Here is a 22,737-nt window from a genome sequence, read left to right as displayed (position 1 = left end):
ACCCGTCAGTTGAGCTATTGACATGCATAAGGTCACATTGCTGTACTTATCGCCGCTGCTGCAGAACACACGCTGCACATTGGGGGTTCGATACGGCATTCACGCCATGTGCACGTCTGAAGGGACTCGTCAGGTCTCGCGGCGGCCGTGGGAAGCACCGCTTCCCACCCGCGCGGGGCCGGCGGCAGGCCCCCAGCCTGCAGCAGACGCCCATCTGAGGACATCGCCCCACCTGGTCCTCACACCGCGTCAACCTCTCGTCGCAGAGGCACGGTGACACCGTCGTCGCCGTCCCCCACCCTCTATCACCACGAGAAATGCGGTCACCACCATGACGCAGTCATCCCCCACCGCGGGCCGCGTCCGTCAGCGGCCCGGTGCCGTCACCGTCTCCGTTCCCAGGCGACGGCCCGCAGGGTCGCGGGCGCCGCGATTCACCGGGCTCATAGCCCACGGGCGGCGGTAGCCATGCCACTGCCCACCCTTGAGCTCGCCGAGCCGGGCCCGTTCCGGCCCCACCCCCCACACCGATTCCCCCATCCCTCCGGCCGCGCCCGGGGCCGCCGCTCCAAGGCCCACCGCTGGGAGCGGCGTTACGTCGCCGGCCTCGTCGCGGTGGACGCGCTGGTGGCGGTCGTCGCCACCGCGGCCGCGTGGATGGCGCGGCTCAGCACGCCCGCCAGCAGCGGCCGCCTCGTCCTCAGCCTCCTCCTCCCCGTTCTGTGGGTCGCGGCGCTCGCCATCTGCCGCGCCTACGACACGCGTTTCCTGTTCGTCGGGCCGGAGGAGTACCACCGCACCCTCATGGCAGGGCTCGCCCTCACCTCCGCCGTGGCGGTGATCTCCTACGGCGCCGCCCTGGACGTCGCCCGCGGCTACGTCGCCCTGGCCCTGCCGGGCGTCCTGCTGCTCGACCTTCTCTGCCGCTACGTCATGCGCAAGTGGGTGCACCGACGGCGGGTGAAGTCCGCCCGGTTCATGCAGCGCGTCATGGCCGTCGGCTACGAGCGCCCGATCGCCATGCTGGCCCGGGAGCTTCACCGCCACCGCTACCACGGCATGCGCATCGTCGGGGCCTGCCTGCCACCGCACCGGCCCTACCGCGAGCGCATCGAGGACATCGACGTGCCGGTCTACGGCCGGTTCGGCGACGTCGTCGAGGCCGTCGAGGAGGCCGGGGCCGACACCGTCGCCGTGCTGTCCTGCCCCGAGCTCGACGGCACGGAGCTGCGGCGGCTGGCGTGGCAGCTGGAGGAGAGCAACGTCGACCTCGTCGTCGCGCCCGCGCTGATGGACGTCGCCGGCCCGCGCACCACCATCCGTCCCGTCGACGGCCTGCCGCTGGTGCACGTCGACCACCCGAGGCTCTCGGGCGGGCGGCGGATCGCCAAGGAGCTCTTCGACCGGGCGAGCGCCGGGCTGGCGCTGCTGCTGCTGGCGCCGCTGCTGATCGTCATCGGCGTCGCGATCCGGCTGAGCAGCCAGGGCCCGGCGCTGTTCAGGCAGACCCGGGTCGGCAAGAACGGCGAGACCTTCACGGTGCTGAAGTTCCGCTCGATGTACGTCGACGCGGAGGCCCGCCTGACCGAGCTGCGCGCGGTCAACGAGAAGGACGGCGTGCTGTTCAAGATGCGCGAGGACCCGCGCGTCACCCGGCTGGGCCGGTGGCTGCGGCGTTACTCGCTGGACGAGCTGCCGCAGCTGTTCAACGTGCTGGCCGGGCAGATGTCGCTGGTGGGCCCGCGGCCGCCGCTGCCGAGCGAGGTCGCGCAGTACGCCGGGGACGTCAACCGCCGCCTGGTGGTCAAGCCAGGGCTGACCGGCCTGTGGCAGGTCAGCGGGCGATCGGACCTCTCGTGGGAGGAGTCGGTCCGGATCGACCTGCGGTACGTCGAGAACTGGTCGCTGGCGCTGGACGCGATGATCCTGTGGCGCACCGTCTTCGCCGTCGTCAGATCGCAGGGCGCCTACTGAGGCGCTTCGAGCCCCCCGCGCCTGAACGCCGCCGCCCGCTCGGGCGGCGGCGTTCTGGCGGGCCCGGCTCGGCGGGTCGGGCTCAGGCGGGTCCGAGGGACAGGTGCGCCGGGGGCAGCCGGTCGATGTCGAGCAGGCTGTAGCCGTAGGCGTTGGCCCGCTCCTCGTACCTCTCGCACAGCCGCCGGAACCGGCGGCGGTTCAGGGGGTCGGTGGCCTCGGCCAGGCGCAGCCAGCGGGTGCGGTAGCCGCTGCTGCGGTCGGCCACGGAGTCAGCCGGTATGTCGCCGGGCAGGCCGAGGAAGTCGCGTACGCCGTCGAGGGTTTCGCGGGGCCTGGTCACCAGGCGCTCGTAGCTCAGCAGATGCAGCGCCTTGATGTGCGAGGCGTCGGCGCGCAGCGTGTCGTGGGCGCGGAACCAGTTCTCGAAGAGTGTGGAGAGGCGGGTACGCGGCGCCCATTTCCTGGTCGAGAGTGTGACGATCGCGGGATGGCGCATGATCACCACGAAGCGCGCGTCCGGGAAGAGCTTCTGCAGGAATCGCGTCATGACGAGATTGGCCGGCGACTTCTCCACGAGGAAACGGCGTTCCAGGTCCCAGTACCGCCCCCAATCGCGCAGCAGGCGCTCCCCGTTGCCCGGGGCGGCGAGCGGGGAATTCTCGGTCATGTGGGCCGCGGGCGAGAGGGCGAAGCGGCCGGGCCCGGAGCGGGTGCGCCTCGCGGCGGTGGGATACACCGACTGCAAATACTGCCCTTCGTCCTCCATGACCCCGGTGTCATGAAATCCGCTGACCTCCGGGTGGGCCGCGAGGGCGCGGGTCAGGGGCGTCGTCCCGCTGCGGTGCAGGCCGCCGACGAATACCAGCGTCTGGTCGGGCCGGGGCAGCGACGGTGCCGTTGCGTCTGACACGGAAAGGTCCCTTTCACGCGAATTCCCGGGCTGCGGACGTCATCCGCGCTCATCATATGAGCCCCCGAGCCCCGGCGAAAGATGTCGAAAACACTCGAAACCCTTGGCAAGTGAACAGCGGGCTGTTTCTCTTCAAATGTTTGCGTGCGTGGGGGCCTTGAGCGAAGGGTCTGTGCGTGACAGGAAAAGTGAGCCGCAAGCTGGCCACGGGATTGCTCGCCGCCGTCGTCGCGGCGGGCGGGATCACCGCGGTCTCGGCCACCACGGCGACCTCGGCGGAGCCCCCGGCGACGCTGGCCGGCGAGCCGACCGATCCGAACATCCGCTTCACCGGCCGCTGGGACACCAGCGACCCGGGGGCGTACACGCCCTACTGGGCGGGAGCCTACCTCAGCGTGGGATTCACGGGCACGACGGTGACGCTCCAGCAGCGGGACACCATCGACCTGTACGCCAGCGTCGACGGCGGCCCGATGGTGCTCTTCGACGACGTCAGCGGCGAGGTGAACGTGACGCCCGAGCCGCTCGCCGCGGGCGAGCACACGCTCGTCGTCAGCTACCGCGTGGTGGCGGGCTCGTACACCGGCGACGCGGTCTTCCAGGGGCTGAGCCTGGACGAGGGCGCCGAGACCTATCCCATGCCCGAACGCGAGCACCTGATCGAGTTCGTCGGCGACTCGATCACCGTCGGGACGACGACCTCGGCCAACCACCTCACGGCGTATCCGTGGCTGATCGGCGAGCAGCTGGGCGCCGAGCACACGGCGATCGCGCAGGGCGGGGCGTGCCTGGTCGCCGCCGACTGCGTCGGCCTGGAGCAGCAGTTCGCCAAGCTCAACCCGAACGCCCCCGAGCCCGACTGGGACTTCTCCCGGTACCAGGCGGACGCGGTGGTCATCAACCTCGGGACGAACGACATCGGGCACGACGTGAGCGGCGAGCAGTTCCAGGCGGCGTACACCAATCTGCTGCGCACCGTCCGTGCCTCCTACCCGGACGCCTGGATCTTCGCGATGCGGACCTTCCGGGAGCGGTACGTAGCCGAGACGCAGGCGGCGGTCGACACGGTGATCGGGGAGGGAGACGACCGGGTCTCGTTCGTGGACACGACCGGCTGGCTCGGCGAGAGCGACCTGTCGGACGCGGTGCACCCGAACGACCAGGGGCACCGGACCATCACCGAGCACCTGGCGCCGATCATCGCCGAACGCCTGTGACGCCTCCCGCCGGAGGCGATCGGTGGCCCGGCTCCCGTCTCGGGCAGCTCGTGCAGGTCGCCGGCCAGTGAGCCGGTGTCGATGTCCGCGGCGCTCGGGGGCGGTTTGAGGTGGTGCAGTGCGGTGATCATCAGCTCCGGCTTGCCGCCCCCACTGCCGGCAGAGCGTGGCCCTGCTGGTCCTGGCACACGCCCCGCAGATCCGCCACCGCGAGACCACGACGGGTTCGCGCGGTGGCGGATCAGGCGTCAGACATTGCTCTCGAACTGCTGGCCCGAGTTCGACCAGCCGGGGCTGGCCGAGCCCAGTCGCTCGACCTGGGAGGTGAAGTCGGCGGCGAGCTGCCGCGCTTCGCCCTCGGTCGGGGACGAGGAGGTGATGTTGACGGCCACCGTCAGCACCCCGCTGACCGGCGCCTTGGGCGACAGGCGGACCGGTGTGCAGGTGAAGGTGAAGGTCTGGGGCGAGCGGGAGTCGTAGGAGGCGATGCGGGCCTCGGGGAGGGTGGTGGTCTGGCCGGTGTGGAAGGCCCGGTCCATCGTCGAGAAGACGCCGACGGCGTCGAGGCCCGGCAGCACCTGCCGCCCGGGGCTCAGCTGCTGGACCCGGCCGAAGGCCGCGCCCTGCCGGGCGTTGGCGTAGCGCAGCAGGTGTTCCGGCCCCTGCGTGAGCATGATCGGGAAGGGCGCGCCGTCGAAGACGGCGAACAGCTCCTGCTGCTGGATCAGCAGGCTGTCGCGCAGCTGGAACTCCGACAGGAGGGTCTGGGCCAGACTCTCCATGTCCTCCATGTGCTGGCGGGTCCACCGGCGCGGGCGGAAGTCGAGCACGCAGACCGTGCCGAGGGGCATGCCGGTGTGGTCGAGCAGCGGCGTGCCGAGGTAGGAGCGGGCGCCCAGCTCGTTGACGACGGGATTGCCCTTGAAACGCGGGTAGTCGAAGACATCGTCGAGGGCGAGCTGCGAGCGCTGGGCGATGACATGGGGGCAGAAGCCGAAGTGCAGCGGGCCCTCGCGGCCGACCTTCTCCGGGAGCTCGCTGAGGTCGAAGGATACGCCCCGGTCCTCCGCCTCGCCGCCGTCCTCGGGCTGGGCGGGCGGGGTGTAGACGCCGCGGAACATCTGCCGCTCGTCGCTGATGAAGTTGACCAGAGCGACCGGGGCCTGCGCGAAGTGCCCCGCAAGACGGGCTATGCGGTCGAATTTGGCCTCGGGTTCGGGCGCATTTAGGCCGAGAAGTTGCAGTCGGCGCCTGCGCTGTTCACCCTCGTGCTGGGCTTGGTCGGGTGTCAGAGGGTCCATGACGACACATGAAACCAGACCTGATACCCAACGCGCCGCCCCGCCAGAGAACATCGGATGCCTCAGGCCACAGCCGCGGCGCGCCACCAGGCCGTTGGCCGCGCGGGGAGCATACATACGCCCAACCCTGGATCCTGTCCCGATCGAGCCACGCCCAACCGCCCATCGATCACTTCCCGTCAATCCACGATCGACAACAAACGGAAGCGGCTAGTCGTACGACAATCTTGCTGTGGGCATGTCGTCATCAACCGTGTACGTGCTGCTGCCCCGGCACCGGACCATCCGCAGGCCTGCGGACGTCCGGGGCCCGGTGCTGCGCGCGATCGCTCCGTCGTCAACGCCGCCGTCCGAGACATCGAACGGCCGCCGGAGGAGACGAGTAGGGCGTCGTAGACCAGGCAGACCTCCTCGCGCGGGGTCGTTCCGCCCTGGTGCGAGGCAGCACACCGCCGGGACCCGCGTGTGTATGAAATATCTCACAGCACAGGGTGGTTGTGGCGGTTTAGCGACGCGAATGGCGCAAGTCTGCCCAGTTGGTCCTCCCTTGGACGCTGGCCGCGACATATGGCCGGGAACGTGCGCACCGGCAAGGCGTCTGGCCGGGCCCCGCATGGGTGTCGGTGACCAGAACTGACCAGAGGCAAAACGGGGCTCATTCACTCAGAGGCGACTCGAAAGCGACAGCGGCGAGTTCCAACCTGACTGAACGCACACGTCAGGAGCATCGGAGGAGATTACTGGTGAAGAGGTCAACAGCAGACATCGAGGCCCGCTCGGTGGCCGTGATCGGCATGGCCTGCCGGTTCCCCGGCGCCTCCGGCACCGACGAGCTGTGGGAGCTGCTGCGTGACGGCGTGGACGCCACGAGCGAGACACCCAGCGAACGCTATGACGTGGACGCCCTGTACTCCTCCTCCCCCCGCCCGGGCCCGGGAAGGATCGGCACGCGCCGGGCGGGATACATCGACGGAGTGGCCGACTTCGACGCCGAGTTCTTCGGGATGTCGCACGCCGAGGCGACGGAACTCGACCCGCAGCAGCGCCTGCTGCTGATGACCGCGTGGGAGGCGCTGGAGGACGCGGGGCAGCGCCCCGAGGACCTGGCCGGCAGCCGGACCGGCGTCTTCGTCGGCAGCTCCCGCGCGGATTACCTGGACGCCCAGACCCGGCGGGGACGCGAGGCGTTGAACCCGTCGCTCTATCACAACTTCCGTGCCATGATGCCCGCCCGCCTCTCCTATGTATTCGATCTCCGCGGGCCCAGCGTGCTGCTCGACACCGCCTGCTCCTCCTCCCTGATGGCCGTGCACTCGGCCGTGCAGAGCCTGCGCGCCGGCGAGAGTCCGCTGGCGCTGGCCGCCGGCGTCAGCCTCGCGCTCAGCCCGGACGAGGGCATCATCATGACGAGCGCCGGGATCCTCGCCCGCGACGGCCGCAGCAAGTTCGGCGACGCCGGCGCCGACGGGTACTCCCCCAGCGACGGCGTGGGCGTCGTCGTCCTCAAGTCGCTGGCCGCCGCCCGCGCCGACGGGGACCGCATCCGGGCCGTGATCCAGGGCAGCGCCGTCAGCAACGACGGCCGCAGCGGCGGCGCGCTGATGACCCCCTCGGCCACCGGCCAGGTCGAGGTCCTGCGGTGGGCGTACGAGGACGCCGGGATCTCCCCCGCCGACGTCGACTTCGTCGAGGCGCACGGCACGGGCGACGCGGTGCTGGACCCCGTCGAGTTCGGCGCGCTCGGCGAGGTCCTGGGCGAGGGCAGACCGGCGGACCGGCCCTGCCTGGTCGGCTCGGTCAAGACGAACGTCGGGCACGCCCAGGCGGCGGGCGGCATCGCGGGCTTCGTCAAGGCCGTGCTGTGCCTGGAACACGGCGAGGTCCCCGCGAGCCTCAACATCGACAGCCCCAACCCCCGCGTCGCCTGGGACGATCTGCCGTTGACGGTGCCGGCCAAGCCGCAGCCGCTGCCCGACCACGGCAGGCCCGCCTACGCGGGCGTCACCGGGCAGGGCATCTCCTCGCTCAACGCGCACCTGGTGCTCCGTCAGGGCGAGACGCCCCCCGCCGCGGCCGCCGCCGAGGGCGAGCCGACGCCGTACGTGCTGGCGCTCTCCGCCCGCTCCCCCCGGGCGCTGGCGGAGCTGGCCCGGTCCTACGCCGCGTATCTCGGCCCCGGCGGGAAGGGGTCGGCGTTCGAGCTCCGCGACATCTGTTTCAGCGCCGCCACGCGACGGCAGCACCACGCGCACCGGCTGGCCGCGGTGGCTTCCTCGCATCAGGAGATGGCCGCCGCACTGCGGGCCGGGATCGACGCCGGGGCCGGGGCCGGGGTCCCGGGCGCGCAGGAGCGCGCCGCGCTGCCGGCCGCGGTCGCGGAGCGGTACCTCAGCGGCGAGGCGGTGAACTGGGGCGCCCTGTTCGGCTCCGACTGCAGCTTCGTGCCGCTGCCTGCCTACGCCTGGCAGACGCGGCGTTACTGGCACGACGGGCAGGCCGGCCACGCGGACCCGCCGGAGGAGGCCGCGCGCGAGGCGCGGGCGGAGCGGGCGGCGCCCGGCGCGCGGTCGCCCGGCGCGCGGACGGACGACCTGGCCGCGGCGGTGCTGCGGGAACACGCCCGCACCCAGGCCGCGGACTACTCCGACAGCTCCCTGCTGTCCGACATGGGCATCGACTCGCTGGCGAGGCTGCGCATCATGCTGAAGCTCGCCAGCGACCACGGCTACGACATCGAGGCCGACGAACTCGCCGAGCTCCGCACGGTGGGCGAGTTCCGCAGGTGGCTCAACGTGCAGGAGGCACAGGCGGCATGACGACCACACCGCGGACCGAGCCGGGGGCCCCGCCGCCAGGGCCCCCGCCGCTGACGCTGTACGAGTGGTTCGCCCGCTCCGCGGACCGGTTCGGAGACGCCACCGCGCTGGAGGTGGGGGCGGAGCGGCTGAGCTACCGCGAGCTGCGGCGGCGTGCGGAGGCGCTCGCGGCCCGGCTGCTGGCCGCCGCCGGCGGCGATCGCGCGCCCCGGCGGATCGGGGTGCTCGCCGACCGCTCGGTGGCCACCTACGTCGCCTACCTCGCCGTGGCGCGGACCGGCGCGGCCGTCGTGCCGCTCAACCCGGAGTTCCCCGCCGCCCGCAACGCCGCCATCGCCGCCGCCGCGCGCCTGGAACTGGTGGTGACCGACGCCTCCCCCGAGGCCGCCCTGGCCGGCGCCGCGCTGGGCGTACCGCTGCTCGCCGCGGACCCCGCCGAGCCGTCCCCGGACGCCGGCCCGCCGCCCTGTCCGGCCACGCCGGAGGACATCGCCTACATCATCTTCACCTCGGGATCGACCGGCACCCCCAAGGGCGTTCCGGTGCTCCACCGCAACCTCTCCGCCTACCTGGCCCACGTGGTGCCCCGCTACGGCGCCGGGCCCGACGGCAGGTTCTCCCACACCTTCGACCTGACCTTCGACGCCTCGGTCTTCGACCTGCACGTCGCCTGGGGCTCCGGCGGCGCGCTGGTGGTGCCGAGGCGCAGCCTGCTCATGTCCCCCGTCCGGCTCGTCAACGAGCACCGCATCACCCACTGGTTCTCGGTGCCCTCGGTCGTCTCCTTCGCCGAACGCCTGGGCATCCTGAAGCCGGGCAGCATGCCGACGCTCCGATGGAGCCTGTTCGTGGGCGAGCCGCTGTCCCTCACGGCGGCCGAGGCGTGGCAGGCGGCCGCCCCCGGCAGCACCCTGGAGAACCTCTACGGCCCCTCCGAGGTCACGGTCAGCTGCACCGCGTACCGGCTGCCGCACAGCCCCCGCGACTGGCCGCGGCCCGCCAACGGGACCGTGCCCATCGGCACGTGCCATCCCTCGCTGGAGTACCTGCTGCTCGGCGAGGACGGCCGGCCCGGCACCGACGGCGAGCTGTGCCTGCGGGGGCCGCAGCGCTTCCCCGGCTACCTCGAACCGGAACAGAACATCGACCGGTTCCTGTCCGTGGACGATGACGGTACGGTACACACCTATACCGGCGAGTCACCGCTGACCGATCGTCACTGGTACCGCACCGGTGACCGAGTCGCCGTGCAGGAGGGGTGTCTGGTGCACATGGGACGGGTGGACCACCAGGTCAAGATCCGTGGCTACCGCATCGAGCTCGGCGAGATCGAGGCCGTGCTCAGGCAGCAGGCGGGAGTCAGGGACGCGGTGGTGCTGGCCGTGGACGGCAGCGACGGGGAGAAGGAGCTGCACGCCGTCGTCACCGGTGACTGCCGCGACACCGAGCCGGTCTACGTCGCCCTCGGCGCCCGGCTGCCCTCGTACATGATCCCCCGCCGGATCGCCGTCTTCGACCAGCTTCCCCTCAACGTGAACGGCAAGATCGACCGGCTCGCCCTGGCCGACACGCTCAGGGGGACGCGCACCTGACTCCTCCCCACTCCCCCACTCCCCTGACTCCCCGATCGCCCGGCACCGTCCGAGAAGCCCACCGCGCTCGACCCACGGCGTTCACCATCCCGCTCTCCTGACTGTTTGCGAGGCCCGCACATGTTCGATGTCATCGTGGTGGGGGCGCGGTGCGCCGGATCTCCCACGGCCATGCTCCTGGCCCGCGCGGGATACCGGGTGCTGCTGCTCGACCGGGCTGACTTTCCCTCCGACACCCTCTCCACGCACCTCATCCACCAGCCCGGCGTCGCCGCCCTGGCCCGGTGGGGGCTGCTCGACCGGGTGCGCGCCTCCGGCTGTCCGCCGCTCGACCGGGCCGTCTACGAGGTGGCCGACGTGCGCCTGGAAGGCTGCAGCCGGGGCGTGGACGGTCAGCGGGCGGCCTATGCGCCGCGCCGCCACGTGCTGGACTCCATCCTCGTGGACGGGGCCGTCGCCGCCGGCGTGGAGTTCCGCGGCGGCTGTTCCGTCAGCTCCCTGCTCCACGACGAGGCCGGGCGGGTGGTCGGCGTGCGGGGCACCCACCGGGGCCGGGCGTTCACCGAACAGGCCCGCCTGGTGATCGGCGCGGACGGCATGCGCTCACGGGTCGCCCGCCTCGCGGGGGCGGCGTTCACCGTGCGCAAGCCGCGCCTGACCTGCGCCTACTACGCCTACTGGCAGGACGTGCCGGCGGCGTTCGAGTCGTACGAGGCCCCCGGCGGCTGGGTGGTCACCGTGCCGACGAACGACGGCGCCACGCTGGTCCTCGCCTACTTCCCGCAGTCCCGCTTCGGCGCGGTCCGCGCCGACGCCCAGCAGGCGTACGAGGAGCAGATTCGCGCCACCGCGCCCGCGGTCTTCGAGCGGCTGCCCGGCGGTCGCCGCGTCGAGCGGCTGCGCGGCACGGGCGACCAGCAGAACTTCTTCCGCCAGGCCACCGGCCCCGGCTGGGCGCTGGTGGGCGACGCCGGGCACCACAAGGACTCCATCACCGCGCGCGGCATCACCGACGCCTTCTTCCAGGCGGAGTCCCTGGCGCGGCACATCGGCGACGGGCTGGCCGAAACGCCGCGACTCGACCAGGCGCTACGCGCGTACGCCGCCGAGCGGGACACCGCACTCGCCGAGGGCTTCGAGGCGACGCTGAGCGTGGCGCGCCTGGAGACCCACGAGCAGCGGCTGGAGCTGCTGCGCGCGGTGGGCCGGGACCCGGAGCTGACGGCGACCTACTTCGACCTCGTGGCGGGAATCGCCCCGGCGAAGGCCCTGTACACGGCGAGGCTGATGGCACTCATGTGACGTTGTGTGATCCTCGCCCCTTCGACCTCGAAGTGCCGCGTGACCTGGTACGGTGCAGCGGGTCGGTTGACCCGTTGTTGACGTCACGTCAGGCCGTCACAACCATCCCCCACCCGGGACAACCGGTCACCGCGCACATCCTTCCCTGTGTGTCCCCTAGCTCCATCACTGATCCGCCGCCGTACGAGGAATCAGATGTCAGGCATACGCGACCGGCACAGAGTGCCCAGGGCCTATCGCAGAACGCTCCGGTTCTCACTTGCGCTGCCCGTCCTCATCGCCGCGCTCGCCCTCACGGCGCTGTGGGCGTACGCGGGCAGCGGGCTCGTCAAGGACGGGCTCCGGCTGCGCGACGACGCCGATCTCGCCGAGTCGGTGGCCTCGCCCGCCCATGACCTCCTCACCCTCCTCCAGGACGAACGCCGCCTCACCGCGGCCTGGCAGGCGGACCCGACCGACGAGGCCCGCGCCGCGCTGGACGACGCCCGCAGCGACACCGACGTGGCGGCCGAAACCCTCCGCCGGTCGCGCGCGGGCTTCGACTCGGACCGGGCGTCGGTGCGCGAGCACAGCGCGAGCCTGATCGACGCGCTGGACGAGCTGTCGGAGCAGCGGGAGGCGGTCGACGATCACGCCGTCACCGCCGTCGAGACGTTCCGGGCGTACACGGACGCGGCCACCGAGTCGCTCGGCCTGTTCGGCGCGGCGATCAGGCTCGAGGACGGCGAGCGGCTGGCGCGGGACTCCGCCGCCGCCGTCTCCCTGGTGGAGATCGGTGAGATGGTCTCGCGTCAGCGGGCGCTGGTCGCCGGCGTGAGCCCTGGCGGCGACGTGGACGCCGCCGTGCGCGAGGAGTTCACCCGCGCGCTGGCGCTGCAGCTGCAGGCCCGCACCATGGTCGCCCCCGAGGACCTCCCGGAGCCGGAGGCGGAGGGCTACGAACGCCTCATCGGGTCGCCGCACTTCGCGCAGCTGGTGACGCCGGAGGACCCGGACGGCACCGGGACCGCGGAGCTGCCCGACCCGCCCACGGACTGGCAGGCGGCGGCCGAGACCGTCGGCGAGGAGCTGCGGCGGCTGTCCACGGACGCCATCGACGGCGTGGCGGACGAGGGCTCCTCGCAGTCCGGCCGGCTGCTGCTGACGGCCGTGCTGGGCACCCTGGCGGCTCTCGCGGCGCTGGCGGGTGCGATCGTGCTGGCCCGGCGCCTGACGCGCTCCCTGATCGGCCGCGTCTCCCGGCTCCGGCGCACCACCGAGGAGCTGACCGACAGCGCGCTGCCGCAGCTCGCGGAGCGGCTGGGGCGCGAGCAGCAGTCCGACGCGGCGGCAAGCCCGGGGCTGGAGGGGGACTACGGCGCCGACGAGATCGGGCGGCTCGCCGCCGCCATGCGGCACCAGTGGCAGGAGGTCGTGGAGACCATCAACCGGCAGGCCCGGGGGCGCGAGGGCTCCGAGACCGTCTTCCTCGGCCTGGCCCGCCGCACCCAGGTCCTGATCAACCGCATGATCCCGATGCTCGACAAGCTGGAGCGCCAGCATCAGGACTCGCGGCTGCTGAAGGACATCTTCGCCGTCGACCACCTGGCCACGCGCGTGCGGCGGCACACCGAGAACCTGCTGATCCTGGGCGGCGCCCTGCCCGCCCGCCGCTGGGGCAAGCCGGTGCCCATCTACGAGGTGATGCGCAGCGCGATCTCCGAGACCGAGGACTACAGCAGGGTCGAGGCGCTGCCCGCCCCGCCGGTGTCGCTGACCGGGCGGGCGGTGGCCGACGTCGTCCACCTGCTCGCGGAACTCATCGAGAACGGCACGTCGTTCTCCCCCCCGGAGACCAAGGTGACCGTCAGCGCCGAGGTCGTCGCCCGCGGCCGGGTGGCGCTGGAGGTGGTGGACCGGGGCCTTGGCATGTCGGAGGATGAGTACGACCGCGTGAACCGTCTGCTGGCCGACCCGCCGAAGCTCGACGTGATGACGCTGGGCGAGGCCCCGCGCCTCGGGCTGTTCGTGGTGGCCCGGCTGGCGAAGCGCCACGGGCTGGAGATCGCGCTGCGCAAGTCGCCCTACGGGGGCACGCTCGCCGTCGTGCTGCTGCCCAGCGAGCTGCTGGAGGAGTCCCGTTCGCTGCTGTCGAGCATCCTCCCCGACGCCGCCGCGTCCGACCCCGACGCCGACAGCTCCGCCGCCGACGCCGCCGCCACCGCGGCGACGGCCGCCTTCGCCCCCCCGGCCGCCGTCGAGCCGGAGGAGCGGGACGCGCGCGAGACCCGGGCGGGGGACGGGGCCGGTGAGCCACGCGAGGACGAGGCGCCGGTGCCCGCGGCCGAGGCGGCGCTGGCGGCGGTCCCCGCCAGCGACGGTCTGGACGTCGCGCCGCCGTCGCTGTTCGACTACGACCACGACGACCACAGCGGATATCCCGCGTATGGAGGTGCGGGCCTGTTGCCGAGCACACCGGGCGGGCGGGGGTTGCCCGCCGAGGACGCCGCCTTCACGGAGGGGCGCGCACACCCCCCCGTGGACCGGCCCGCCGACACAGCGAACGCCGCCGCTCCCGCCGGCGACGACGACGTGACACCGCAGCCGTCCGTGCGGACGAAGAGCTCGCTGCGGCTTCCCGTGAGGGTGCGCGGGGAAAGCCTCGCGGAACAACTGCGCCTGGAGCAGCAGGCCGCGTCCACCGGGCAGGGGGACGAGGAGCAGGGCACCGTGCCCTCTCCCGACCGGGCGGGGGCCATCATGGCCGCGATCCAGTCGGGGAACAGGCGCGCCCGCAACGCGAATCCAGCGACGCCAGCAGGTGATCATGACTCCGAGGCGACGACGCCCGGGCACGACGCCGATGCGGAAGGACCTGCGAGGAAGGATCAGCGATGACTGACCAGACCCAAGCCAGCGCCCACCTGAACTGGCTTCTGGACAACCTGGTGGCCGGCGTTCCCGAGACCCACCACGCGATCGTGCTGTCGCAGGACGGGCTGCCGCTCGCCCGCTCCGCCGGCCTCAACCAGGACGACGCCGAGCACCTGTCGGCGGTCGCCTCCGGCCTGCAGAGCCTCTCCCGGGGCGCCGCGCGCCGCTTCCATGGCGGGCACGTGCGGCAGACCGTCATCGAGATGGACAACGCCTTCCTCTTCGTCACGAACGCCGGCCAGCGCGCCCAGCTGGCCGTGCTGGCCTCGGACAAGGTGGACGCGGGCATGGCGGCGTACGAGATGACCCGCATAGTCCAGCAGGTCGGCGACTACCTCAGCGCCGCGCCGCGCACCGAGGCGCCGTCGGGTAGGCACGGTCAGAGTCTGTGACAGCTTCGGAGAACGCGTCGTGGTTTGACGAGGGCTCCGGATACCTCGTTCGGCCCTATGCCATCACCGGGGGTCGCACCCGCCCCAACGGGTCCGACTTCGCGCTGATCACCCTGGTGATGGCGAGCCCGTCCTCCCGTGCTCTCGACAGACGCATGGAGCAGCCCGAACTGAGCGCCATCCTCGACCTGTGCCAGGAGAGGCCACTGGCGGTCGTCGAGATCGCGGCGAAGCTCGACCTTCCGGCGAGCGTGGTGAAGGTGCTCTGCGGAGACCTGCTGGACAAGTCAATGATCTCGATCAAGGCGCCGAGCAGGGAGTCGGCCGCCCCCAGTGTGGAACTACTTGAGAGGGTAATCGATGGCATCCGGAAGCTATGACCGGACGAGTGGTTCCTTCGCCGTGCCTGCGATGCCGACAGCGCTGAAGATCCTGGTCGCCGGCGGCTTCGGCGTGGGCAAGACCACCATGATCGGATCGGTGAGCGAGGTTCCGCCACTGGAGACCGAGGAGTACATGACCCAGGCGAGTCTGGGGATCGACGACCTGGCCGGCACACCGGACAAGGCGACGACCACGGTGGCGATGGACTTCGGCCGGATCACTCTCGACCCGCAGCACGTGCTGTACCTCTTCGGCACGCCGGGTCAGGAGCGCTTCTGGTTCATGTGGGACGACCTCTCCTACGGCGCCCTCGGGGCCGTGGTGCTGGCCGATCCGCGGCGGCTGGCCGACAGCTTCGCCTCGGTGGACTTCTTCGAGCAGCGGCGCATCCCGTTCGCCATCGGCGTCAACTGCTTCTTCGGCCGCCGCGACTGTACGGCCGAGGAGGTGGGCGCCGCCCTGAACCTGCGGTCGCCCGCGCCGGTCATCATGTGTGACGTGCGGCGCCGCAACTCCAGCAAGCGGGTGCTGCTGGCCCTCCTGGAGTCCGCCAAGTCGCTCGCGGTGCGCTGAGAAAAACCACGGATGCCGCCCGCGCCCCGGTTGCTAGGGTGGGCGCCGAGCCGTGACTGGCGTGCTGGGATGGGGAGAACCATCGGGGAGCGGCTCCGTCACCCGAGGACGTCGTGCCGCGCGCCTGGGCCCTTGGCAGCAGACCAGGAGGCACGGCGTGACCCAGCACGTGACCAGCTTCACCAGGCCCCGCATCGTCGGGATCGTCAACATCACCGAGGACTCCTTCTCCGACGGCGGGCTGTACCTGGCCACGGGGGACGCGATGGAGCACGCCCGCCGGCTGCGCGCGGAGGGGGCCGACATCGTCGAGCTCGGCCCCGCCGCGAGCCATCCGGACGCCGCGCCGGTCACGCCCGGGCAGGAGCGGCAGCGGCTGGCCCCGGTCCTGGACCGGCTGGCCGAGGAGAACATCCCGGTCTCGGTCGACTCGTTCCTGCCGGAGACGCACTCCTTCGCCATGGCCAGGGGCGCGGCGTATCTCAACGACATCCAGGGCTTCCCCGACGCGGGCCGGTACGGGGAGCTGGCCGCCGGGGACTGCCGGCTGGTCGTCATGCACTCCGTCCAGCGGCGCGGGCCCGCGACCAGGATGGCGACCGATCCGGCCGCCGTGTGGGAGGGCGTCGAGGGGTTCTTCGCCGAGCGCCTGGCGGCGCTTCAGGCCGGCGGCGTCGCGCGGCACCGGCTGGTGATCGACCCGGGCCTCGGATACTTCCTCGGCAGCACGCCGGAGCCCTCGCTGGCCGTCCTGGCGGGCCTACGCCACCTGAGGGCCCGCTTCGGCGTGCCCGTGCTCGTCTCGGCCTCGCGCAAGTCGTTCCTGCGGGCGCTCACCAAGCGCGCCATCGCCGACTCCGGACCCGCCACCCTGGCCGCCGAGCTGTACGCCGCCTGGCAGGGCGCGGACTACATCCGCACCCACGACGTGGCCGCCCTCAACGACGCGCTCACCGTCCTGGCGGCGATCGCCGACGGCGGCCGGCCCTGGGCGGTCACGCCCTGACGCCTCCCTAGGGCAGGCCCTGGCGGGCCGCCGCCACCCGGTGGAGCACCTGGGCGAGGATCTGGCTGCCGCCGGGCACCGACGGCGGCTCGTAGGTCCAGGCGTGCCCGACCCACGGGTCGGCGAGGTGGTCGTCGGGCACCGGCGTGACGCGCAGCAACGCCCGCCACAGCGGGTCGAGCACCGGCCCGTACGCCCGCGCCTCCTCGCGGTCGGCGACCATCATCACGTTCACCCCCACCGAGGGGCCCTCGTCGGCGATGTAGCGGAGCTGGGTGACGGAGCGGTCGTCGAAGCCGTGGGGGAAGTCGTGGACGATCAGCAGCTGCTCGGCGGTGTCCAGGCCGGGCGGCAGGGCGTCGGTGGCGCCGCTGCGCACCGCCATCTGCGCCAGGTCGACGCGCTGGGTCAGCCGGGCCAGCACCGTGCTCACGCCCGCCGCGCCGGCGGCGGGCGGCTCGCGCAGCACACCGGAATCCAGCAGCGGCGCCAGCGAGCGGGCGGCCGAGCCTGCCGGGTCGATCACGTGGACGCTGAGGTCGCCGACGGGGTGGACGGCGAGCAGCCGGGCCGCGATGGTCGTGGCCGTCTCGGCGGCGAGCCGCCGCAGCTCGTCGGAGTCGACCAGCGCCGACTCCACCGAGGAGCCGCCGGAGCGCCCGCTGTCGATCCACAGGCCGCGCTGCAGCGGGAGCCTCACCAGCATGGGGACCCGCAGGCCGAGGGCCTCGGGGATGCTGAGGTCGCCCAGGCGCAGCGCCATCGGCGGCTCGGTCGGCACCTGGTACGCCTGCCAGACGGGGTTGTCCCAGCCGGCGTAGGCGGGCGGCAGGGCGGGCTCGACGACCTGCGACTCGGCGGTGAGCTGGGCGAGGTCGCGGTCGAAGGCGGCGCGGGCCTGGTCGACGAGCTGGGTGTGCTTGGCGCGGGCCTGGGTGCGGGCGGCGTCGGCGGCCGGGCCGACGCGGGTCCGCGGGTCGGAGAGCACCTTGTCGAGCTCCTGCTCCATGCGGGAGTCGGCGAAGTCGACGGCGCTGCGGTATGCCGCGGCGCTGCGGGCCAGGTCCTCGAACATGCCCCAGACCTGGTTGTAGAGCCGCTCCTCCATGGTCCAGCCGGTGGCGTCGCCCGCGACGGGCTGTCCGGGCTGACCGGGCTGCGGCGCGGGCGCCGCGGGCGGGGGCGGCGGCGTGGCCGGTGCCGCCGGTGCCGCCGCGGCGGACGAGGCGCGGCCCGGGTGCTGGTAGTTGATCCGCCCGTCCGAGGACTGGCCGGACGGCTGCGGGGACGGCTGCGGGGAGGCGGGCGGGGTCTCGGGCTGCCGCGACGCGGTGCCCCCGCCGACCGGCGCGGCGCGCCGGGCGCGGTTCCCGCCCGGCGGCGGCGCCACCGAGCGGGCCATGCCGCTGGCCACGGCCTCGTTGATGGTGGCGGCGAGCTGCTGGGCCTGCGGCAGGCCCTGGTCGCTCAGCATCGCGGCCAGCCCGCCGGCGTAGCCCTGGCCGACGGCCCGCACCTTCCACGCGTCCTGCCTGCGGTACAGCTCGACCGCGACGACGGCGGACTCGGAGCCGAGATCGGTGATGGTGTAGCTCGCGATCTCGGCGCCGTCCAGGGCGGTGACGGCGACGAACGGGGCGGCGACCGCGCCGAAGCTGGTGGGCCCGCCCACCCCCGTGGGCAGCGCGAGCATGACGTTGACCCGGTGCACGGCCTCGGGCAGGGCGCCGAGGTCGACGGCGAGGCGGTGGTCGGCGGCGGCCTGCCGGGAGACCTCGAGCCCGGGCAGCTGCGGCGAGGCGGGGTGAGCTATCCACTCGGCGTCCCGCATCTTCCACTGCTCGTCGTTCAGCGTCGCCCCCGCCACGATCGGCGTCCCGGCCGACACGCGGATCTCCAAGCGGGTCTCGGGCAGAGGGTGGTTCTGCCCGCGGATCAGCTCGGCCGTCATCGATGCGCCCCCTTAAGGCTTCGTTCGCTCGCCTGCGTCCCACGTCGTGCCGCACGGTCCCGGCGGCGTCACCCGCCGCCGGGCACCGGGTCAGCGTATCGGTGCCGCCACCGGCTCACAGATGCGGCAGCAGCGCGGGAAGCAGGTCCTGGAAGGTGCGCCCGTTGGCGGGCTCGCCGATGGCGGTCATCGTCCAGCCGCCGCCCTGACGGTGGACCTTGGCCATGACCTGCGCGGTGTACTGCCCGCCGCCGGTCAGCGTGTAGCGGGCGAGCTCCTGGCCGTTGGTCTCGTCGACCAGGCGGCAGAAGGCGTTCTGCACCTCGGCGAAGGTCTGCCCGGTGAAGGAGTTCACCGTGAAGACGATCTGGTCGATGTGGACCGGCACCCGCTGGAGGTCGACGAGGATCGCCTCGTCGTCGCCGCCCTGCCCGGCGCCGCCGACCAGGTTGTCGCCGGTGTGCCGGACCGAGCCGTCGTCGCTCACCAGGTGGCGGAAGAAGACGACGTCGACGGCCTGCTTGTCGGCGAAGAGAACGGCCGACGCGTCGAGGTCGACCTCGCGCGTGCGCGACCCGAACAGTCCCCGTCGGGGCGCCGCCTGCCAACCGAGTCCCATCCGCACCGCGGTCAGGGTGCCCCCGTCGGACTTCTGCAGGCTGATCGCCTGTCCCTTGGACATGTTGACACTCACGTGCTGTCCCCTCTCGGTTCTCTCACCGTCCTTCCGACGGCTGCCTCGAGACTACGCACTGCCACCGACACTCCGACGCCATGGGCCGCCATTTGTATCGATCCTGCAATACTCCGCGCACGCGCAGGAAATCCCGCAGGCCCAGGGCGCGTGGCACGAACGGGCCGACGGCGGTGAGCGGCGTTCAGCCTCCGGAGGTGTGTTCCTGGATGAGGGAGGCGAACCGCGCCCGGTCGTTCTGGTGCGGGTAGGGCGTGTCGGGCACCGGGACCCCGAGGAAGTCGCACAGCGGCCGCCAGCCGTCGGCGACGTCGAGGACGAGCAGCCGGCCGGGGTCGATCTCCCGCGCCACGGCCTCGTTGTGCTCGCGGAAGACCCGCAGCGCGTGGTCCCTGTCCGTGAAGCGGCCGCCGAAGAGGCCGTCCCAGACGACCTCGCGCGACATGGCCCGCAGCGCCTCGAACGCCTCGCTTGCGCCCGGCTGGGGCGGGGCGGTGGCGGCGGGATAGATGCTGCGGGCGGAGCTCTCGTACCAGCGGTCGGGGTCGCGCACGGTGAGGATCACCTTCGCCTCGGGGAAGGCGGCGGTGATCTCCCGCCAGAAGCGGGATCCGGGCAGGTTGACGCTGGAGCGGTAGCCGGCGTAGATCTCCCGCCAGTTCACGGCCTCGCCGGCGGCGGCGCGCCGCCAGGACGGGACCTGTTCGGGGTGCTCCAGCATGCCGAGCATCGTGTGGCAGGGGCCGAAGCCGAGCCGTTCCAGGGCCGCCGTCAGGGAGTGGGCTCCGGTGCGCCCGAGTCCGGCGCCGAAGACGTCAAGCATGTGTGGTTCCTCTCGGGGGGTGGGGGGTGAGGGTGGCAGCGCGTGAGGGCGGCGAGTGGGGAGCGGCGGCGAAGGGGAAACGCCGAACGCCGCTCACGCGCCTCGTATGAGCAGGGCCCAGATGGTCGCGCCGGGGCCGAAGGCGAGGGCGACGCCGTGCTCGCCGGGGCCGAGGGGGCGGGCGGACTGGAGGCGTTCGACGACACCGAGGACGGCCGGGGAGGCGGTGTTGCCGAACTCCGCCATCGCCGCGCGGGAGGCGGCCACCGACTCGGGCGGCAGCCGCAGGGCCTCCTCGACGCGGTCGATGATGCGGCGGCCGCCGGGGTGGACGGCCCACCAGGCGACCTCGTGCCAGGCGATGCCGTGGCGTTCCAGCAAGGCCCGCGCGGGCACCGCGACGCGGGAGGCCACGACGTCGGGCATGGAGGGCTTGAGCGTGATGCGCAGGCCACGCTCGCCGAGGTGGACCTGGAGGTCGGCGGCGTGGGCGGGCACGGTGAGCTGCTCGGCGTCGATGACGTCCGCCCCGGCGAGGCCGGGGGCGGCGGGGCTGAGCACGACGGCGGCGGCGCCGTCGCCGAAGAGGGTCAGGACGACGGCCGCCTCCTTGTCGTAGGGGGGCGGCTGGACGTGGGGGGAGAAGAGGTCGACGGCCAGCAGCACGGCGGGGCGTTGGTGGCGGGCGACCCAGTCGGCGCAGGTCGTCAGCGCGGGCAGCGCGGCGTAACAGCCCATCGGGCCGAGGGAGAGCACCTGGGCGTCGTCCGGCAGGCCGAGTTCGGGGGCGAGCGCGTCGAGGCCGGGCGCGGAGTGGGTGGTGGTGGTGACGGTGGCGAGCAGCCCGACGTCCCGGGGCGGCAGGCCGGCCCGGCCGAGGGCCCGCGCGACGGTGTCCCGGCCGAGCCGCCTGGCCTCGGCGAGGCCGCGGTCCATGCGGCGCCTGGTGGGCCACCAGCGGGAGTCCTCCTGGAGGAGGTTGACCGCCATGCCCTTGGTGACGATGGCGGAGTTGCCGATGACCCGGGCGACAGCGTCCCCGCCCGCGTCGGCGGCGGTGAGGTGGGCCAGCTCGGCCATCTTCACCGCCGGCGGGGCGAGGAAGCTGACGTCCACGATGCGGGCGTGCGTCATGAGGCGTCGACGTCCACCGTCTGGACCGGGGAGGCACCGATCACCCGGCCGCGCTCGTCGAGCGCCTCGACGCGGAGGTGGTCGATCCCGGTCAGGCCCGGCTCGGGCAGCGGCACCGGCGTGTCCATGCCGTCCCAGGGCGCCCGGGCGAGCGGGCGCAGCTCGTCCTCGGAGTCGCCGCCCAGGACGCGCCACTCGGCGACCCCGGTGGCGCCGTTCCAGATCGCGTGGACCTGTCCGGACGCGCCGTCCACGGTGGCCCCGGGGTCGCCGGCCGGCTCGCCCTCCCAGGCGCATCGGTAGGCGCGGTAGCTGCTGACGCCGGGGGCCATCGCGGCGTCGAAGAGCAGCTCGCCGCCGGGCGAGAACTCCGAGACGCGGCCGGCCCAGCCCCAGCTGACCAGGGTGTTGCCGCCTGGCAGGAGCTGGGCGCCGCCCTCGGCCGAGGCCGACATCAGCTCCGGGTGGATCTGCTGCCTGAGGAGGGTGGCGGTGCCGTGCTCCTCGTCGATCTTGACCCAGACGACGCGGGACTCGTAGCCCATGACGAGGCTGGCGGCGCCGTTGTCGAAGATCCGGTAGACGCCCTCGCCCTCGCCCTGCACGTCGTGCTGCTCGATGAAGCGGGCGCCGAGGCCGAGGCGGAAGTCGCTGTTGCGGCCGCCGAGGCGCCAGATGACCTCGCCGGTCTCCCGGTCGACCTTGTAGACGGTGCTGGCGTGGCGGCCGGAGATGAGCAGGTCGCCGTCGGTGTCGAGGGAGACGGAGTTGACGTGCAGGTAGTCGAGGCGGTCGCTGCCCTGGCCCAGGTGGTCGGTCTCCTCCAGCGGGACGTGGTCGAGGCTGTGCCAGTCGAGGAGCACCTCGCCGGTGGCGATGTCGATCTCCTGCACGACGGCGTCGACGGCGGTGCCGTCCTCGGGTCCGCCGACGGGGCGGAGGTCGTGGGGCACATCCTGGTAGCTGACGACGAGCGCCGTCCCCCGGGGGGTGAGGGTGAACTCGTGGAGATCGATCATCTCGCCGCTGTCCGGGGTCTGGACGGTCGCGATGATCTCGTAGTTCTCGTCGGCGATGTAGCCGGTGCCCCGCCCCATCCCGAGCTCGGTGGTGGTTCCCTCCCACCAGGTCAGCACCGGCTCGCCCCGGTAGGTCTGGACGCGGAAGTTGGTGGCGTTCAGGCCCTGCTCGACCGGGCGGAACCAGACCGTGCGGCCGCGGTCGTCGACGATCTGGGGGCCGCGCAGCGACTCCGCGTCGAGGTACTGCTGCGGCGTGAGGAAGAGCAGCCCGTCGGCCGTCCCGGGGCGGCGGGTGAGGACGTCGATGCCCGGGGGCTTCGAGTCGGCGGTGTCGGGGGAGCCGGCCTCCGGGGCCGCGGTCAGAGCGGCCGGCTCGGGCGACGCGGCAGCCGGGGGGTTCGCCTGCGGTCCGGCCGGTCCGAGGGCTCCCAGAGTGACGGCGAAAATACCGCCGAGCACCACCGCGGACCATTTTCTGGACAGATGCATCTCAGCCTGCCATTCACCTGTGTTTTTCGAGCACGAAGTCGCATTCGATCGCAGGCCCGTTCTATTACGACAGTATTACGACCTCGCCCCTGACCTGGTAATTCGCTTATTTAACATGGCTGTTGAATAAGCTGTCAACGGAACGTTGACCCCCGTTGACTGGGGAAACGATTTATCGCCTGGGGGCGGCGAGAAAAGACCGCGGACACCACCGGATCTCACCACGGAGTTCGCGCGGCTC

Annotated in this window: 17 protein-coding genes, 1 pseudogene and 1 riboswitch; of the genes and pseudogenes, 10 read left to right on the top strand and 8 right to left on the bottom strand. The window is 72.5% G+C overall.

Features of this window, described 5'->3' with window-relative positions:
• Positions 1–468: 468 nt before the first annotated feature.
• On the top strand, positions 469–1,974 hold the full coding sequence (locus ACTWQH_RS00180) for a sugar transferase (protein WP_443284176.1): 1,506 nt from the start codon (positions 469–471) through the stop codon (positions 1,972–1,974).
• Positions 1,975–2,056: 82 nt separating this feature from the next.
• On the opposite strand, the gene ACTWQH_RS00175 is transcribed toward ACTWQH_RS00180, so the two are convergent.
• Positions 2,057–2,887 (bottom strand): sulfotransferase family protein, encoded by an 831-nt coding sequence (locus ACTWQH_RS00175; protein WP_443284175.1) that lies wholly within the window; start codon positions 2,885–2,887, stop codon positions 2,057–2,059.
• A gap of 176 nt (positions 2,888–3,063) precedes the next feature.
• On the opposite strand from ACTWQH_RS00175, the gene ACTWQH_RS00170 reads away from it, so the two are divergent.
• Positions 3,064–4,104, top strand: a complete 1,041-nt coding sequence (locus ACTWQH_RS00170; protein WP_443284174.1) for a GDSL-type esterase/lipase family protein — start codon at positions 3,064–3,066, stop codon at positions 4,102–4,104.
• A 44-nt stretch (positions 4,105–4,148) separates the two neighbouring features.
• On the opposite strand, the pseudogene ACTWQH_RS00165 reads toward ACTWQH_RS00170, so the two are convergent.
• A pseudogene (locus ACTWQH_RS00165) lies at positions 4,149–4,287 on the bottom strand (TetR family transcriptional regulator); the annotation flags it as partial.
• Positions 4,288–4,352: 65 nt separating this feature from the next.
• Positions 4,353–5,405 (bottom strand): GAF domain-containing protein, encoded by a 1,053-nt coding sequence (locus tag ACTWQH_RS00160; RefSeq protein ID WP_443284173.1) that lies wholly within the window; start codon positions 5,403–5,405, stop codon positions 4,353–4,355.
• Positions 5,406–6,148: 743 nt separating this feature from the next.
• Between ACTWQH_RS00160 and ACTWQH_RS00155 the strand changes: the two genes are divergently transcribed.
• The 8 genes from ACTWQH_RS00155 (at position 6,149) to folP (ending at position 16,383) form a co-directional block, all read left to right on the top strand.
• On the top strand, positions 6,149–8,221 hold the full coding sequence (locus ACTWQH_RS00155) for a beta-ketoacyl synthase N-terminal-like domain-containing protein (protein ID WP_443284172.1): 2,073 nt from the start codon (positions 6,149–6,151) through the stop codon (positions 8,219–8,221).
• Positions 8,218–9,813, top strand: a complete 1,596-nt coding sequence (locus tag ACTWQH_RS00150) for an amino acid adenylation domain-containing protein (RefSeq protein ID WP_443284171.1) — start codon at positions 8,218–8,220, stop codon at positions 9,811–9,813. The genes ACTWQH_RS00155 and ACTWQH_RS00150 overlap by 4 nt, the downstream gene beginning before the upstream one ends.
• Before the next feature lie 120 nt (positions 9,814–9,933).
• Positions 9,934–11,115: an NAD(P)/FAD-dependent oxidoreductase gene (locus tag ACTWQH_RS00145; protein ID WP_443284170.1), complete on the top strand. Its 1,182-nt coding sequence runs from the start codon at positions 9,934–9,936 to the stop codon at positions 11,113–11,115.
• Positions 11,116–11,310: 195 nt separating this feature from the next.
• Positions 11,311–13,992 (top strand): sensor histidine kinase, encoded by a 2,682-nt coding sequence (locus ACTWQH_RS00140; RefSeq protein WP_443284169.1) that lies wholly within the window; start codon positions 11,311–11,313, stop codon positions 13,990–13,992.
• Complete coding sequence (locus ACTWQH_RS00135) at positions 13,989–14,420, top strand: roadblock/LC7 domain-containing protein (protein ID WP_443284168.1); 432 nt, start codon at positions 13,989–13,991, stop codon at positions 14,418–14,420. The genes ACTWQH_RS00140 and ACTWQH_RS00135 overlap by 4 nt, the downstream gene beginning before the upstream one ends.
• Positions 14,417–14,800, top strand: a complete 384-nt coding sequence (locus ACTWQH_RS00130) for a DUF742 domain-containing protein (protein ID WP_443284167.1) — start codon at positions 14,417–14,419, stop codon at positions 14,798–14,800. The genes ACTWQH_RS00135 and ACTWQH_RS00130 overlap by 4 nt, the downstream gene beginning before the upstream one ends.
• 31 nt (positions 14,801–14,831) lie before the next feature.
• Complete coding sequence (locus ACTWQH_RS00125) at positions 14,832–15,377, top strand: GTP-binding protein (RefSeq protein ID WP_443284166.1); 546 nt, start codon at positions 14,832–14,834, stop codon at positions 15,375–15,377.
• Positions 15,378–15,419: 42 nt separating this feature from the next.
• Positions 15,420–15,514: riboswitch (ZMP/ZTP riboswitch) on the top strand.
• 56 nt (positions 15,515–15,570) lie between these two features.
• Positions 15,571–16,383, top strand: a complete 813-nt coding sequence (gene folP, locus ACTWQH_RS00120) for a dihydropteroate synthase (RefSeq protein ID WP_443284435.1) — start codon at positions 15,571–15,573, stop codon at positions 16,381–16,383.
• A 7-nt stretch (positions 16,384–16,390) separates the two neighbouring features.
• Here folP and ACTWQH_RS00115 read toward each other — a convergent pair whose 3' ends face one another.
• From ACTWQH_RS00115 to ACTWQH_RS00095, 5 genes are all read right to left on the bottom strand, one after another.
• Positions 16,391–18,334 (bottom strand): TerD family protein, encoded by a 1,944-nt coding sequence (locus ACTWQH_RS00115; protein ID WP_443284165.1) that lies wholly within the window; start codon positions 18,332–18,334, stop codon positions 16,391–16,393.
• A gap of 115 nt (positions 18,335–18,449) precedes the next feature.
• Complete coding sequence (locus tag ACTWQH_RS00110) at positions 18,450–19,028, bottom strand: TerD family protein (RefSeq protein ID WP_443284164.1); 579 nt, start codon at positions 19,026–19,028, stop codon at positions 18,450–18,452.
• A gap of 184 nt (positions 19,029–19,212) precedes the next feature.
• Positions 19,213–19,851 carry a sulfotransferase family protein gene (locus tag ACTWQH_RS00105; RefSeq protein WP_443284163.1) on the bottom strand — a complete coding sequence of 213 codons (639 nt, stop codon included), beginning with the start codon at positions 19,849–19,851 and terminating at the stop codon, positions 19,213–19,215.
• Positions 19,852–19,944: 93 nt separating this feature from the next.
• Complete coding sequence (locus ACTWQH_RS00100) at positions 19,945–20,985, bottom strand: type III polyketide synthase (RefSeq protein WP_443284162.1); 1,041 nt, start codon at positions 20,983–20,985, stop codon at positions 19,945–19,947.
• Positions 20,982–22,496, bottom strand: coding sequence for an arylsulfotransferase family protein (locus tag ACTWQH_RS00095; protein WP_443284161.1), 1,515 nt, complete (start codon positions 22,494–22,496; stop codon positions 20,982–20,984). Before ACTWQH_RS00095 ends, ACTWQH_RS00100 begins: the two co-directional genes overlap by 4 nt.
• Positions 22,497–22,737: the final 241 nt, after the last annotated feature.

The sequence above is a fragment of the Streptomyces sp. 6N223 genome (assembly GCF_052246635.1).
In the GTDB taxonomy this organism is placed as follows: domain Bacteria; phylum Actinomycetota; class Actinomycetes; order Streptomycetales; family Streptomycetaceae; genus Streptomyces.
This window is presented reverse-complemented; position numbering and strand designations above follow the sequence as displayed.